This is a genomic window from Pseudoalteromonas ostreae (assembly GCF_018069805.1).
In the GTDB taxonomy this organism is placed as follows: Bacteria; Pseudomonadota; Gammaproteobacteria; order Enterobacterales; family Alteromonadaceae; genus Pseudoalteromonas; species Pseudoalteromonas ostreae.
Map to the genome: position 1 here is coordinate 230,917 of NZ_JAGPYN010000002.1, position 15,381 is coordinate 246,297.

A 15,381-nucleotide genomic window follows, 5' to 3' on the forward strand; every position below is an offset into this window, starting at 1 on the left:
TGGGTACAATGGATTACTATCCATTAAACTAATACCAATTATGTTCGCCAGTAGTGCGACTTACTTATACAAAGGACTATAAAAGTGAGATTTGAACAATTAGAGCAATTTGTGGCTTTAGGTCAGCTACGTCATTTTCGTCAAGCAGCTGAGACAACTAAAATTAGCACCTCAGCATTAACACGCAGTATTCAAACCTTAGAGGATGAAGTTGGTTACAAGTTAGTCAAACGATCGACTCGATCAGTGAAACTAACACCTGAAGGAGAGTTTTTTTTAGAGTATGCACAAAACACTCTAAGTAAGCTCGAAGAAACTAAAAAACGTTTATTCCAATCAGTTAATGGCTGTACCAATGAAAAGTTGGTAATTGGCTATACCAATAATGCAAGTGCCATAGTGCCTATTTCATGTGGCCAATTTTTAGCACAGTACCCTCATGTAAAAATTGAAATGCAGCTACAAGAACAAAGTGAATTGGTTCGTAAATTGCAGTTAGGTGAAATTGATATTAGCGTTTGTTCGCAAGCAATTAATAGTATTGGTAATGACATACACTTACCTGATCAACTTATTTTATTCGTTGCAAAAAGCCACCCTCTTGCGCACAAGAGTAATCTTTGCAAACAAGATTTAAACGATTACCCTATGTATAGTTGTTTTTCACAATCAAAACAAATTCAAACTATGTTGAATGAGGCTGTTGATAGTTTGAACAAAACCAGCAGTATAAAAGTTGGCAGCATTGAACAAGTGATGGAAGGACTGTGTAAATCAAACCATGTTGCAATTAGCAGTATTGAGCATGCAAGTTCAGTCGCAGAGAATAATAATCTGCTCCAGTTAAAAACCAATAAAGACTTAACCCATGAGCAATTGATTGTACAAACCAGCCAACAAGTTTCCGCTGACGATCCAATAAACCAGCTCCTGTCATTAATAGAAAAGACAGCGTTATCAATTAACTCTTAAATAACACTGCATGAAAACCGAGCCTAAAGCAGATCTCAGGCTTGGTTTCTAAATCTTCAGTAGTACCTTTACATCATTTTAAGCTAAACTACCCGCCTTCCCTGCTATATAGTACAATTAATGAGCCTTAACCTGATCCCTGGACGTTATTTAACAGACATAGAAACTCGTGGCTACGCCATGATCGAAAGTATGTTTGATGAAACACTAACTAACGCGTTGATAGAAGATTGTTATCGTATTAATCCCAATTTTAAATCAGCAGGTATTGGCCGTCAGCAGGACTTACAAATAGACAAGAACATACGCACCGACAAGACCTTTTGGTTTGATGGTAGTAGCCAAGCTCAAATTGATTATCAAAATGCGCTAGAAGATATTAGAATAAACTTGAATCGTTATTTCTTTTTGGGTTTATTTGATTATGAGTGTCACTATGCGAAATACCAACATGGCGACTTTTATAAAAAGCATTACGACGCATTTAAAGGGCGTTCGAACCGTGTATTTACTACTGTATTTTACTTAAATACAGTGCAATCTGGTGGTGAGTTAGTGATTTACAAACCTAAAAGTAAAGACGTTGAAATCACTATTCAGCCCAAAGCTGGCGCGTTCGTGATGTTTGAAAGCGAACGCTTTATGCATGAAGTGCTGCCAACAATGGATAATCGCTATTCAGTTGCCGGCTGGTTTAGGAAAAACACTTCAATCAGTGGCGTTATTGATCCCCCCCGCTAACACTATAGATTAAATGGCAAGGACGTCACTAAGCCAATAAAAACGACCATACCGACATAGTGATTGTTTAAAAAAGCGTTAAAACAATGCTCTCTATTACAACTATGAATTAGAAATTGTTGGTAAACCAAAAAGCCACATGCTACACATAGACCAAGCCAATACGGCATTGATAATTGGCTCATATTACCAATTAAAGCCAATAAACCTATAAATACACTATTTAGCGCAAAAATAATGATTCGATCGGCACTACCAAACAATATCGCTGTAGACTTTACGCCAATTTTCAAATCATCATCTCTGTCTACCATGGCATACATGGTATCGTAGGCCGTAGTCCACGCAATATTAGCGACAAATAACAACCAGCCAAGCAGTGGGATAGTGCCTGTTGCAGCCATAAAAGCCATCGGAATAGCCCAACCAAAAGCTGCCCCTAACACTATTTGCGGCAAATTAGTGTAACGTTTCATAAAAGGGTAGCTAAATGCCAATAGCAATGCCCCGACTGACAATAATATGGTTTGCCAACTGAGTAACAACACCAGTATAAAAGCAATTATGATAAGCAATAAAAATAAGCTTAGTGCTTCATCACCACTCACCAAGCCAGAAGCTAAGGGTCTTTGTGCTGTGCGTTTTACTGCGCCATCAATTTTACGATCTGCGTAATCATTAATAACACAGCCTGCGCTGCGCATAATAAATACACCAAAGCTAAATACCACAAAGTTAAGCAGGCTTGGCATGCCATCACTTGCAAGCCACAACGCCCAATATGTAGGCCATAATAGTAATAAAGTACCGATAGGCTTATCAGTGCGCATTAACTGCTTATAATAAGGTATATGAGCAGCGTGTAAGGCGGTGAGTTTCATAAATACAGGTAAGCCTCTGGTAAAAATATTTCAGCTACTAAAAAACGGCTTTGCGCCAACGAAAAAATACTCCGTCGCCCCCACAAGGGCTTTGCAACTGCATAGTATTGGCTAACAAGCTGCTGTACAGGGTGCTGACAATCAAAACGTGCTATTTCAATTTCGGTACGTTTTAAGTCTGGATGTTGAAAAATAACATCGCCTAAAGGCCGATTACCCAGTGCCAGCAACTGTTGTTGTTGCATATCATCGGTGGCAGGCAGCCAGCTTTGTGCATATACCATAGGAATGCCATCACAAAGCAACAAAACTTCACGATTAATGCCAATGCGCTGTGAACAATCCAATAATTGTTGTTGTGAAGTATTCAGTACGAACTCTTTCTCACTAAGCACTTTTACAGAGAATTCAACACACTGTGTTTTTAATTTAGCCGTCAATGAGTTGGGCTCAAGTAGCCAGTCTTGCTCGTTACCCGACAAAGAATTGATTGATGTACCTAACTGCCAATCCGCAGTTACAGAAACAGGAAATGTGATCACGATAACTCTATTTAATAATAACCCTTTAAATGATACCACTGCCTGCGTCGGGGAAAAAGTGATGATTAATGAATATAATAGCCGCATCAGCCTGTATCTTAGCTATTATTACGTATAGACTAATAACAATTAATTACAGGGCTCTCTTCTGAATATGAAAAAAACGCTTTACGTTGGTATATTAATTAGTACTTTGTTTATTAGCTTATTTAGCAGCTTTATAAGCCGTGCAGAATCAACCGTCGGCTACTTTGGTTTTGAACCCGATATCATTACCAACTACATTGGTCAGAATAATAAAAAGTTAGGTTATGTGCGTATTACTGTAGATTTAATGCTCAGTGATATGTCAAACATTGCAATTGTTGAGCATCACACTCCGTTACTTAGAGATGCATTGGTAGAGATTTTATCTAAAGAGCCCGAAGAAAAAATTAAATCACTCACCGGCCGTGAAGAGATCAGAAAGCGCTGCGCCGAAAAACTCAAAACCCTGTTAAAACAAGAAACAGGGCAAGAGATCATTCGCGAAATATTATTCACTAAATATTTATATCACTGAGTCTTTTAAGTTGTTTTATTAATAAACAATTGAGCGGTAAATGCATAAGCCATACCGCTTAATAACCCACCTAAGTGCGCCCAGTTAGCCATACTAACAAACAACATATCAGCAAAGCCTAATACCAGCCAAATCAGCATAAAACCAATAATACCATTAGTTACTAAAGCCGGTTGTTGCGGGTTCAATACCCGATGGATCCAACAAAACCCAAGTAAACCATAAACAACGCCACTTAAGCCGCCAAAGTTAGGGCCAACCATAATAAACTCAACCCAATTACTAAATAGCGCAGTCACTAAAAAAAGACCTACTAAAGTACTTTTACCACTGAGCTTTTCAATACCATCGCCTAGCATGATCCACCACATAATATTAAACACTAAGTGCACAGCAGTAAAATGCACAATTGCCGGTGTAAGCCAAGTTAATGGTTGATCGGGTTTAAATTGTAATACGCTATAAATTGACTCAAAGCCACCGAGTAAGAAGGCAATGTAAATACCCACACATAATACAGTGACCGTTTGGTTTAACCAGCTCAATGCTTTAAAACGTGCTTTCAAATTTAATTCTTGGCCTTGATAGCTCAACGGTGACTGCGTGCTTCCTACTTGCCAAGATGCCTCTTGATAGCGGGCATGATTGGGGTTTTCTACAAATGCTTGCCATAATGGCTGGGCTTGATGGAAATGCTCTGGGACAACACAAATAATCACCGTTTTTCCATCTTGCGATCGAAGCTCCCCTTGTAAGCCTTGGCTTTTTATATAATCAATAAAGCCTTGTGCTGCACGTGGATTATTTATACTACCCAGTTCGATCATCGTTCCACTTGCTCCGGCAATTGGGTTTCCCACTGGGTAAAACCCCCATCCATACTGTATACATCTTCAAAGCCTTGCTCAGCTAAGTAGTTGGCTGCGCCTTGTGAGCTCATACCATGATAACAAACAATAATAATTGGCTGATCAAATTCTTTGTTCATCATAAATTCGCCAATATTGGCATTTGATAAATGCTCTGATCCCGGAATATGCCCTGCTTGATACGAATTAGGATCGCGAATATCAGCAATCACGACATCATCTTGATTAAGTAGTGCTTGCGTCTGTGTAATTGAAATATGTTTAAATGCCATAATACTCTCTAAATATAAAAGGCGACCTAAGCCGCCCTTTTTTAAAATCTAAATTGAGCTAACCCCAATTTAAAATAACTTTTCCTGATTGGCCTGAAATCATCATATCAAAGCCAGCTTGGAAGTCATCTATTGAATATTGATGAGTGATGATTGGGTTTAGATCAAGTCCTGACTGAATAAGACTGGCCATTTTGTACCACGTCTCAAACATTTCACGGCCATAAATTCCTTTGATCACTAAGCCTTTAAAAATCACTTGGTTCCAATCAACCGCCATATCAGATGGTGGAATACCTAGCATGGCAATTTTACCACCGTGATTCATGTTATTTAACATGCTATTAAATGCAATCGGTACGCCTGACATTTCAAGACCGATATCAAAACCTTCGGTCATGCCTAGCTCTTTAATCACATCTTCAAGTTTTTCATTAGCCACATTAACTGCGCGAGTCGCGCCCATTTTACGGGCTAAATCTAGGCGGTATTCATTCACATCAGTAATGACAACGTGACGTGCGCCAACGTGTTTTGCAACTGCAGCAGCCATAATACCAATTGGGCCTGCACCTGTGATCAAGACATCTTCACCCACTAAATCGAATGACAGCGCAGTGTGTACTGCATTACCGAATGGGTCAAAAATAGAGGCTAATTCATCGCTGATATTATCTGGAATTTTAAATGCATTAAATGCTGGGATCACTAAATACTCAGCAAATGCCCCTTCGCGGTTTACACCCACACCGGTTGTATTTCGGCATAAATGAACTCGCCCAGCGCGACAGTTACGACAATGGCCACAAGTAATATGACCCTCGCCTGAGACTCTGTCACCAACGCTAAAACCACGTACTTCTTGACCCATATCAACCACTTCACCGACATATTCATGACCAACTACCATAGGCGTAGGAATGGTGTTTTGCGCCCACTCATCCCACTTATAAATATGTACGTCAGTACCACAAATAGCGGTTTTACGAATTTTGATTAATAAATCGTTATGCCCAACTTCCGGTTTTGGTGCATCCGTCATCCAAATACCTGGTTCTGCTTTTAATTTAGATAATGCTTTCATGAATCACACTCAATAAAAAAACCGCAGCCAAAGCCACGGTTTAAAATAAATTAATTAAATAACACCCATTTCTTTACCAATACGGGTAAAGGCGTCAATTGCAATATCTAATTGCTCAATGCTGTGCGCTGCAGAAATTTGTGTACGAATACGCGCTTGGCCTTTTGGCACCACTGGGAATGAAAAACCCGTGACGTAAATGCCTTCTGCTAATAACTTATCAGCCATTGCAGAGGCGACTTTAGCATCACCTAACATTACTGGAATAATCGCGTGATCTTTACCCGCGCAGGTAAATCCAGCCGCTTCCATTTGCTCACGGAAGTATTTAGCATTTGACCATAACTTAGCACGCAATTCACTGCCATTTTCGAGCATTTCTAATACTCTGATTGATGCTGTAACGATTGAAGGCGCTAATGAGTTTGAGAATAAATATGGGCGAGAGCGCTGGCGTAACCATTCAACAATTTCTTTTTTACCAGATGTATAACCACCCGATGCACCGCCAAGCGCCTTACCTAAAGTGCCGGTGATAATATCAACACGGTCTAGCACGTTGCAGTACTCAGGTGTGCCTTTGCCATTTTCACCAACAAAGCCAACGGCATGAGAGTCATCAACCATAACAAGTGCATCATATTTATCCGCAAGATCACAGACCGCTTCAAGATTACAAATAACCCCATCCATTGAGAACACACCATCGGTTGCGATAAGTTTGTTTTTAACACCGGCTTCATCGGCAGCAATCAATTGCTTTTCAAGATCAGCCATATCGTTATTAGCATAACGGAAACGCTTTGCTTTACATAAACGTACACCATCAATGATAGATGCATGATTTAACGAATCAGAGATAATCGCATCATCAGCGCCTAAAATTGTTTCAAATAAACCGGTATTGGCATCAAAACATGATGAATATAAAATCGTGTCTTCAGTTTCTAAAAACGCACTAATTTTTTGCTCTAAGGCTTTATGAATGTCTTGTGTACCACAAATAAAGCGAACTGACGCAACACCAAATCCATGGTCATTTAAACCATTTTTTGCAGCTTGAATAAGCTCAGAGCTATTTGCTAAGCCTAAATAATTATTAGCACAAAAGTTAATAACTTTATCCCCAGAAGCCACTTGAATTTGAGCTTGCTGTTGTGAAGTGATCACTCGCTCATTTTTGTACAAACCCTCGGCTTTTACTTCATCAATTTGCTGCTGAAGCTGGCTAAAAAACGCAGATGCTCTCATCTGAAATCTCCAATTTATTGAACGGGGCGAGCGAACATGAATTAACACGGCTCATCTTTGCCACTATTGTAAAAGTTTAGTCAAACAAATGCACTGTTTGTAGTTCATCGCATAAATAAGAAACTGACAACTTATGCTGCCAGCTTACATTGAACTCTATAGGAATATTGAGCTATAGCAGTATTGAAGGTAAGTCGGCTAACGAATCACACACATAATCTGCCGAGTCGATTGCTAGCGCATCAAACTCCTGCCCAGATCTCACAAGCACCCGAGTGCCAATAACCGCTTTACTTGCCGCTTGCATATCGCTTATTTTGTCTCCAACCATAATGCTGCCAGCTGGATTAATATCATGATCAGCGATACCTTGCAGTAACATACCCGGAGCTGGTTTACGACAATCACACTCTTTAAGGTATTCGGGTAATGCCTTTTTCGGGTGGTGTGGGCAAAAGTAAACATCGGTCACCTTTATTTGATGCGCAGCAAATTGGGCTATCATCCACTGTGTTAAAGCGTGAAAATCCGCCTCTGAATAGTAACCACGGCCAATACCCGATTGATTAGTTACTATGATCAGTTTATAGCCTGCATCAACAAACTCCTTACATGCAGTAAATACGCCTGGCACAAATTCAAATTTATCCGGCTCATAAACATAGCCATGATCGATATTAACCACGCCGTCACGGTCTAAAAACAGGGCTTTATTAATATTGTTCATAACTGCTCTTTCTCAATTACAAGGTCAAACATCAAAGTTACATCATCAACACTTATTTGTTCCATTAAGTCACTGCCTTTAATCCGCGTACCCCACGGTAATTGTTCAGCGGTTTTACCTGTTTGCTTGAGTAAGTTTTGGTGATACACCTCAACCACGTAATTTTGATATAAATAAGGACCCGTTCGCTTAGGGTTTGAATGCGCGTATAAACCAATCACCGGTGTACCCACTGTTACCGCCATATGCGCAGGACCAGTATCAGGTGCTAATACCAATGCAGCTCGCTTAAGTATGCAAAGCAACTCTTTGAGTTTGGTTTTACCCACTAAGTTAAGTATTGGCGTCGTTGTGGCTGCAATAATGTCATCACTGAGCGTCACTTCAAGCTCTGTCGGGCCACCCGTGATCACCACATGAAAACCTTGGCTATGTGCATGATCCGCAAGCTTGGCATAGCGTTCAGCCTGCCAATTGCGTTCTTTTTTACTGGCGGCAGGAGAAATCACAAAAATTCGCCCAGCTAATCGCTCCGTACCAAGTAATTCATCGGCATTACTTTGATCATGTTCGCTGACTGGCATTTGCCAGCTTGGTTGATAATCAGGTATGCCTATCGCCTGCGCAAAGCCTTTAAAGCCCTCTAACACATGAGCCTGCTGCTGTGGTGCAATGCGTTTATTAATAAATAAGCTATGTAATTCTTTTGAGCGCGCCCAATCAAAACCAATTTTAACTTTTGCAGGAATACAACGCGCCACTAAGTTAGCTCGAAGTGCCACTTGCATATGCAGCAAAACATCAAACTTACGCCCTTTAAATTGTTGTTTTAATTGCTGATAGGCTACTTTCCCTTGTTTTTTATCAAACACCACCAGCTCAACACCGGGTAAATCAGCTAGTAACATGGCTTCAATTTTGCCGACCACCCAGGTAACTTTTGCATTGGGGTGCGCTTTTTGAATTGCCTGCACTGCAGATACACCATGGCAAACATCACCAATTGCTGAGAGTCTTAAAATACAAATATCTGAATAGGTGGTTGAATCAGTCACAGGTGTCCTTTGCTTTATGCTGGATAATTATCATGATCTTAAATTAACCACTCACTATTGCAAGCACTTATGCTCGGCTTTAAAACAGGTTAAGATAGTAGTATCACCTGCAATAAAAATAAGTACGCCATGTTTAACCAGCAAACCATCAATGAACATATTATTTTAAGCCATCCTGAACATAGTGCCGAAATTAGCTTAAATTGGTTTGATAATGAATATTGGCAGCAGCAAGGAAAAATTGTCGGCGCCAAAAAAGGTCGCGCAACTGCATGGTTTTTCTGCCATAACGGGCTAACAGCAGTGCTACGGCATTATTGGCGTGGCGGTTTAGTGGGTAAAGTGCTAAGTGATCAATATGTGTTTTTTGGACTGGAAAAAACCCGTGTTTACCAAGAGTTTTCATTAATGATGAAACTGTGCGAGCTAGGCCTCAATGTACCAAAGCCGATTGCAGCTAAAATATCGCAAGCTGGCTTAATTTACCGTGGCGATATAATTACTCAAGCGGTTGCAGGCGCACAAAGTGTGCTTGATATATTAAAACAACGTCCCTTTAACGCACAAGAGTTAATTAAAGTAGCACACACGATTGCGGATTTTCATAATCATGGGGTGTATCACGCTGATTTGAATATTAACAACATTCTATTTGATGAAACGGGCGAGGTATATATTATTGACTTTGACCGCGGTGAACTAAAACTCCCTGCCAGTAATTGGCAACAAGCTAATATGACCCGCCTTGCTCGTTCGTTTCATAAAGAGCAAGGCCGAAATCAAGTAATGCATTGGCAAACCACAGACTGGCAGCAGTTACACACAGCATACCAGTCCACTCTTAAAATATAGTTGTTAAGCCTTTATTTTACTGATCACTTTTGACGTAGAGCAGCCATTTAAAAACTCAAGCACTTCAACTTTTCCGCCATGGCGAAGTACATGATCAGCGCCTGCAATTTGTTCGACAGTGTAATCTCCACCCTTTACTAAGATATCAGGGCTGATCAGCTCAATTAATTTAGCGGGTGTATCGTTTTCTTCAACTGCACCAAATGGAATTACCCAATCAACTGATGCCAAAGCGCTCAGCACCATGGCACGCTCATCAAGCGGGTTAATAGGGCGCTCAGGACCTTTTAAACGCGTAATTGATTCATCATTATTTAAACCGACGACGAGACGATCTCCACGTGCTTTGGCTTGTGCTAAGTAACGCACATGACCCGCATGTAGAATGTCAAAACAACCATTGGTGAACACAATTGTTTCACCATTTTGTTTTGCAAACTCAATATGCTGAAGCACATCATCAAATGGGATTTGGTAGTGCTCACCGGTTTTTTGTAAGTATTGACCTAGCTTACGACTTAACTCTTCAGGGGATACTGTAGCAGCCCCTAATTTACTTACTGCAATTCCAGCCGCAAGGTTAGCAATTTCCACCGCATCTTTAGGTTGCATTCCTGCACCTAACATCACCGCCAGAGTTGCAATAACCGTATCACCAGCACCGGTGACATCACTGACTTCAAGCTGTTGCGCTGCAAAATCGTGTTTTTCGTCGGCACTAATAAGTGACATACCTTGTTCTGAACGTGTTAAAAGCATTGCTGCAACACCAGCATCTTTAATTAATGCCCGCGCGCTATCAGTTAAGCTTTGTTCTGAATTCGTTTTACCACCAGCAAGCTTAAATTCATTTAAGTTAGGAGTAATAAAATCAGCACCGCGATATAAGTTTAAGTCTGAGGATTTAGGATCAATTAGAACTGTTTTTCCAGCACCTTTAGCAAGTTTTATCATTTGCTGGATCAAGCTTAATGAGCCTTTATTATAATCTGAGAACAAGACAAAGTCGTACTCATCTAATACTAATTCCAGACGGTTTAAAAGTAGTTGACTGTGTTGCTCAGTAAACGTCTCTTCTAAATCAAGGCGGACAACTTGTTGATGGCGGCTAATCACCCGCATTTTTGAAATCGTCGGTAAGTCGCATACGCTCACCAATTGTGAGTCAATGCGCTCATCGGCCAGAATATTCTCTAAAATTTGCCCGCTTTCATCTTCACCAATAAGGCCTAGTAAGCCTACTTTACCATCTAGCCGAGCAATATTTTTTGCCACGTTGGCAGCGCCACCCGCTTTATCTTCAAATTTACTGACTTTGACAATAGGCACAGGTGCTTCAGGAGATATACGTCCAGAGTCACCATGCCAATAGCGGTCAAGCATCACATCTCCAACCACTAATATTCTTGCCTTTGACAGATTTTTAAACAACCCTAGATCCATTAATTTTGCCCCGCTACGACCATATCGATGGCTTCACATAGCCAATGTCCAATAAACATATGCGCTTCTTGAATACGGGCAGTTTCGTCATTTTTAATAATTATGGATAGCTTAGCGATATCTTTTACTTTACCGCCATCGCGGCCTGTAAATGCAACTGTATAAGCACCTATTTCATTTGCAGCAGCTAGCGCTAAATTAATATTAGCGCTAGTACCAGAGGTAGTTAAACCGATCACTAAATCCTCAGGCTTACATAATGCAAGCACTTGACGCTCAAAAACTGTGTCAAAGTGATAGTCATTACTATGCGCAGTTAAGATGGAAGTGTCGGTTGTTAGCGCCATAGATGCTAATGGACCACGCTCTAATTTGTAGCGTACAACGAACTCTGCCGCTAAATGCTGAGCATCGGCTGCGCTGCCACCATTACCAAACCAAATTACTTTTCCACCCGCTTGCAAGGTACTGTAGCAAACCTCAAGCAATTGCATTACTTGAGGATGGTATGCCTCCATCGTTTCAAACAACACTTGGTGACGGGTTAAACTTTCAAGGTAGCTGCTCGCTACAGAATCAATATTAGACATAAGTAATCCTCTCAAAATTAGTCTGACTAGCTACTACCAAAAAAGTGCCACAGATAACCACGTATAGTTATCACCAAATACATCTTCGCCGTAAGTTAACGTGGTTTCAATATTATATTCTCGCCACTTGCGGTTATTACTAATTTGCAACTCGATAGCTTTTTCGTAATCTGCTGTTGTTTGACCCCACTCATTTAAATAGTTACTTTCATTTTCAATAGTGGTTACTTTTGCACGCCAAAGTGAGCTGAAATTATTATAAGCTAATTCTAAAGAATGAACTTGAGTCGGTGGCGCGTCAGCATATACGTTTAAAGGCCCTTCGGCATGCTTGTTTAAATACCGCTGATCAGCTGCAAAGTGACCGGTACTAAACCCGTCCTTAGTATTACCATACGCTGGGTAAACTTGATTTACGTACCATAAGCTATGCATATTGGTATATTCATACCTTAACGACAATTCTTTTGTTAATTGCGGTAAAAATAAGCCTACATTTGCAACCGTGTTACCAAACTGGTAATTTTTGTGGTTTTTAGTATCCTCGCCACCGTATTCAAAATAAAACTCGGTGGGCATACCCCAATCAAAATTAATACTACTGGTAATCGTGACATACTGATCACCTAATTCATTATCTCGACCACCTTCAACTATGCCTGCATTATCATTACCTGCTGGGTCAAAGAATGCTTTAACTACATCGCTAATGCCAACGTCGCGTGGCCCGCCACCAAATTGCATCATGCGATTAATGCCGATTTTCCACCCCTCTATAGGTTCTAAACTAATATGTGTACCGGCTAAGCGAGGTGTGCCATCATGCAATTCATCTTGATATAATATGCCTTTTTCAACATGCTCAAGCTCGGAGTAATAAAGCTCAAAATCAAAGTTCCACCAATTATGAGCCGGCGCCACCATGCCTAGCGAAATCGATGGTGAGGTACGCGCATTAGTCGAAATAATCTGCGCTGACTGTTTAAATGGTGAAAACCAGTGTTCTTTATAACCAATATTGAGCTGTAAATCATTGCCAGCAAAACTAACAAAACTATTATAATTAACGAATTTATTTTGCTTAGCGCGATAATCGACACCTACTTGCATCAAGGTATAGTCATTAGGACGCCAAATACCTTCGAAGAAGACTTGCCCCCATTCATCAGAGCTCACACCACGTTGATTGGCAAGTTTGGTTGCATTGTCGCCATCCGCACGCAACTTAACACCCACTCGAGTAATGTCATCGCTGCCTTGATAAGGCTTAATTTTAGCACGTATTGCCGCGACTAAACTTGGCTGTGCATTTTGCAATTTAGTAAGCGCCGCTTCAACTTCAGTTAAGCGATAAGGCTTTGTCATCGGTGTGCCTGACGTCAAGGCAAATAACGTATCGAGCTGATGATCAAGCTGTGCATCCATGCCTATTGGTAAGTAAGCAGTTGGTGTTGCAAGTGAAGGCAATGCGCAACTCATAAAACTGGTTAATACCACGGCTTTTATCAATTTGAATTTCATAACGACTGTATTTTTCATAAAGGTAGTTAAATATTACCAAATTAGCTGCAACTAAACACCCAAAACTCTCTGTTCTAACGATTTTTAACAATTTCGCATTTTGCTTAAAGGGTATCCGCGTTATCATTAATGTTTATAATTCGAGGCTGGAAAATGGCACGCTTTTTTTATTCACTGATTCTTTATTTGCTTAGTCCTCTCATAACCTTTTATTTATATATACTTAGAGGTAAAAAGAACGCAGGTTATCGCGCGCACTTTGCTGAACGATTTGGCTTCATTACAGTAAAAAACACCTCACAAGAAAGTACCGTATTAAAAGATGAGCTAATAGTGATCCATTGCGCTTCAGTGGGTGAAGTACTTGCCGCAACGCCTTTGCTCAAAGAGCTACAATACCAGCAGCCAAGTAACTCATTTATGATAACCTGTAATACCCCTACAGGCCGTGAACAAATACATAATAATTTTAAAGACTCGGTACAGTGCGCCTATTTACCTATTGATTACCCTTGTGCTACGGCGCGCTTTTTAAAGCGTGTTAAACCCACGTTAATGTGTATTTTAGAAACCGAACTTTGGCCTAATCTTATGGCGCAGTGCAAACAACAGAATATTCCTGTACTAGTACTCAATGCGCGGCTTTCAGCAAAATCACAACAGGGTTATCAAAAAGTAGCGCCATTAACTAAGGTTATAATGCAATCAATTACCGCTTTAGCTAGTCATAATCATGAAGACGCTAAACGCTTTATTGAGCTTGGCCTCAATGAGCAAAAAGTGCACATTACGGGGTCGATTAAATTTGATATAAAGCCAACTAGTGAGCAGTTAAACAAAGTAGATACCCTAAAAAGCCAATACAACAATAAGCGCTTTATCTGGGTTGCCGGTTCCACCCACCCTAATGAGCATGAGCTGGTATTAGCTGCTCATCAACAGCTGCTAAACCAGGTGCCAAATGCACTGCTAGTTATTGCGCCGCGCCACCCAGAACAATTTGATAAAGTCGCAACATTGCTTGAAGACTCGCCATTGAGTTTTAGCTGCCGCAGTAAAAATAACTATCAAAGCGAACAAGTACTCCTTGCTGATACTTTAGGTGAATTGCAATGTTTATATGGTATGGCCAACATCAGTTATATTGGCGGCAGTTTAATTGCACGTGGCGGGCATAACCCTCTCGAGTCGGCGGCATTTTCTGTCGGTGTTTTAACAGGCCCGCATACCTATAATTTTAACCATGTTTACCCTGAACTGATTGCATCAGGTGGGTGTATACAAGTAAGCGATACAAAAATGTTAGCGGAGCAACTATACGAGTTTCATCAACAACCAGCGTTTTGCCAGCAGCTAGGTCTACAGGCAGCACAATGTGTTGCTAACAACCAAGGTGCCATCGCGAAAACGATCGCCATCATTAACAAATTTTTAGAGCCACACAATGACTGAACAAACAAAACTAACTTTACCAGAACAACAAACCCGCTTATGGGTAGCTAATGTCATTGTTAAATATAACTTTTGCCCCTTTGCCCGCAAAGAAGTTGAAAATAATTGCATTCATTATCAAACCAGCCAAGCAACCAGCATTGATGATGCTGTGATGGAGATGATCGAACAATGTATTGAACTTGATCAACAACCGGCTCGAGAGACTACGTTATTGATGTTTGAACAAGGCTTTACTGACTTTGAGGAATTTTTAGATTTAGTGGATTTAGCCAATGCGCTATTAGTTGCCCAAGGCTTTGAAGGTAAATATCAAATAGCCAACTTTCATCCTGACTATGTGTTTGCCGATAGCGATGACAATGATGCAGCAAATTACACTAACCGTGCGCCTTTTCCTACCTTACATTTAATTCGTGAGGCTAGTATGAGTGCTGCCCTTGATGATTATAATGAACCTGAATCAATTCCAGATCACAACATCAATTTAGCTCGCCGAAAAGGCATCGACTTTTGGCAACAATTACTTGCTGGATGCAAAAAGCCGAGCGCTTAATCACTCAGCTT

At 40.5% G+C, this 15,381-nt stretch carries 17 protein-coding genes; 6 read left to right on the forward strand and 11 right to left on the reverse strand.

Going from position 1 to position 15,381, the window contains the following annotated elements; genetic code table 11:
• Window positions 1-84: 84 nt before the first annotated feature.
• Window positions 85-972, forward strand: coding sequence for a LysR family transcriptional regulator (locus J7338_RS02260; RefSeq protein WP_210795249.1), 888 nt, complete (start codon window positions 85-87; stop codon window positions 970-972).
• A 120-nt stretch (window positions 973-1,092) separates the two neighbouring features.
• Window positions 1,093-1,713: a 2OG-Fe(II) oxygenase gene (locus J7338_RS02265; RefSeq protein WP_210795251.1), complete on the forward strand. Its 621-nt coding sequence runs from the start codon at window positions 1,093-1,095 to the stop codon at window positions 1,711-1,713.
• A gap of 2 nt (window positions 1,714-1,715) precedes the next feature.
• On the opposite strand, the gene ubiA is transcribed toward J7338_RS02265, so the two are convergent.
• Window positions 1,716-2,594, reverse strand: a complete 879-nt coding sequence (gene ubiA / locus J7338_RS02270; protein WP_210795253.1) for a 4-hydroxybenzoate octaprenyltransferase — start codon at window positions 2,592-2,594, stop codon at window positions 1,716-1,718.
• Window positions 2,591-3,136 carry a chorismate--pyruvate lyase family protein gene (locus J7338_RS02275; protein WP_210795255.1) on the reverse strand — a complete coding sequence of 182 codons (546 nt, stop codon included), beginning with the start codon at window positions 3,134-3,136 and terminating at the stop codon, window positions 2,591-2,593. The genes ubiA and J7338_RS02275 overlap by 4 nt, the downstream gene beginning before the upstream one ends.
• Window positions 3,137-3,290: 154 nt before the next feature.
• Here J7338_RS02275 and J7338_RS02280 point away from each other — a divergent pair, with 154 nt between their 5' ends.
• Entirely contained in the window at window positions 3,291-3,698 is a 408-nt protein-coding gene (locus tag J7338_RS02280; protein ID WP_210795257.1) for a flagellar basal body-associated protein FliL, read from the forward strand.
• 5 nt (window positions 3,699-3,703) lie between these two features.
• Here J7338_RS02280 and glpG read toward each other — a convergent pair whose 3' ends face one another.
• From glpG to J7338_RS02310, 6 genes are all read right to left on the reverse strand, one after another.
• The gene (glpG, locus tag J7338_RS02285) at window positions 3,704-4,525 is read right to left on the reverse strand and encodes a rhomboid family intramembrane serine protease GlpG (protein ID WP_210795335.1); all 822 of its coding nucleotides are present in this window, start codon (window positions 4,523-4,525) and stop codon (window positions 3,704-3,706) included.
• On the reverse strand, window positions 4,522-4,839 hold the full coding sequence (glpE, locus tag J7338_RS02290) for a thiosulfate sulfurtransferase GlpE (RefSeq protein WP_210795259.1): 318 nt from the start codon (window positions 4,837-4,839) through the stop codon (window positions 4,522-4,524). Before glpE ends, glpG begins: the two co-directional genes overlap by 4 nt.
• Before the next feature lie 58 nt (window positions 4,840-4,897).
• A complete protein-coding gene (tdh, locus tag J7338_RS02295; protein WP_210795261.1) occupies window positions 4,898-5,923 on the reverse strand; it encodes an L-threonine 3-dehydrogenase in 1,026 nt (341 codons plus the stop codon).
• Window positions 5,924-5,977: 54 nt separating this feature from the next.
• On the reverse strand, window positions 5,978-7,174 hold the full coding sequence (locus J7338_RS02300; RefSeq protein ID WP_210795263.1) for a glycine C-acetyltransferase: 1,197 nt from the start codon (window positions 7,172-7,174) through the stop codon (window positions 5,978-5,980).
• A 172-nt stretch (window positions 7,175-7,346) separates the two neighbouring features.
• Window positions 7,347-7,901 carry a D-glycero-beta-D-manno-heptose 1,7-bisphosphate 7-phosphatase gene (gmhB, locus tag J7338_RS02305; RefSeq protein ID WP_210795265.1) on the reverse strand — a complete coding sequence of 185 codons (555 nt, stop codon included), beginning with the start codon at window positions 7,899-7,901 and terminating at the stop codon, window positions 7,347-7,349.
• Window positions 7,898-8,956 (reverse strand): glycosyltransferase family 9 protein, encoded by a 1,059-nt coding sequence (locus tag J7338_RS02310; protein ID WP_210795267.1) that lies wholly within the window; start codon window positions 8,954-8,956, stop codon window positions 7,898-7,900. Before J7338_RS02310 ends, gmhB begins: the two co-directional genes overlap by 4 nt.
• A gap of 129 nt (window positions 8,957-9,085) precedes the next feature.
• Between J7338_RS02310 and J7338_RS02315 the strand changes: the two genes are divergently transcribed.
• On the forward strand, window positions 9,086-9,808 hold the full coding sequence (locus J7338_RS02315; RefSeq protein ID WP_210795269.1) for a 3-deoxy-D-manno-octulosonic acid kinase: 723 nt from the start codon (window positions 9,086-9,088) through the stop codon (window positions 9,806-9,808).
• A gap of 3 nt (window positions 9,809-9,811) precedes the next feature.
• Here the strand turns inward: J7338_RS02315 and hldE are convergent, their stop codons facing one another.
• From hldE to J7338_RS02330, 3 genes are read right to left on the reverse strand one after another with little or no spacing between them, the layout of a single operon-like run.
• A complete protein-coding gene (gene hldE / locus J7338_RS02320) occupies window positions 9,812-11,251 on the reverse strand; it encodes a bifunctional D-glycero-beta-D-manno-heptose-7-phosphate kinase/D-glycero-beta-D-manno-heptose 1-phosphate adenylyltransferase HldE (protein ID WP_210795272.1) in 1,440 nt (479 codons plus the stop codon).
• Window positions 11,251-11,841 (reverse strand): D-sedoheptulose-7-phosphate isomerase, encoded by a 591-nt coding sequence (locus J7338_RS02325; protein WP_210795274.1) that lies wholly within the window; start codon window positions 11,839-11,841, stop codon window positions 11,251-11,253. Before J7338_RS02325 ends, hldE begins: the two co-directional genes overlap by 1 nt.
• Window positions 11,842-11,874: 33 nt before the next feature.
• Entirely contained in the window at window positions 11,875-13,362 is a 1,488-nt protein-coding gene (locus J7338_RS02330; protein ID WP_210795276.1) for a capsule assembly Wzi family protein, read from the reverse strand.
• A gap of 153 nt (window positions 13,363-13,515) precedes the next feature.
• Here J7338_RS02330 and waaA point away from each other — a divergent pair, with 153 nt between their 5' ends.
• Together waaA and J7338_RS02340 are read left to right on the forward strand one after the other, a co-directional pair.
• On the forward strand, window positions 13,516-14,814 hold the full coding sequence (waaA, locus tag J7338_RS02335; RefSeq protein ID WP_210795278.1) for a lipid IV(A) 3-deoxy-D-manno-octulosonic acid transferase: 1,299 nt from the start codon (window positions 13,516-13,518) through the stop codon (window positions 14,812-14,814).
• Window positions 14,807-15,370 (forward strand): DUF1415 domain-containing protein, encoded by a 564-nt coding sequence (locus tag J7338_RS02340; protein WP_149981406.1) that lies wholly within the window; start codon window positions 14,807-14,809, stop codon window positions 15,368-15,370. The genes waaA and J7338_RS02340 overlap by 8 nt, the downstream gene beginning before the upstream one ends.
• Window positions 15,371-15,381 lie beyond the last annotated feature (11 nt).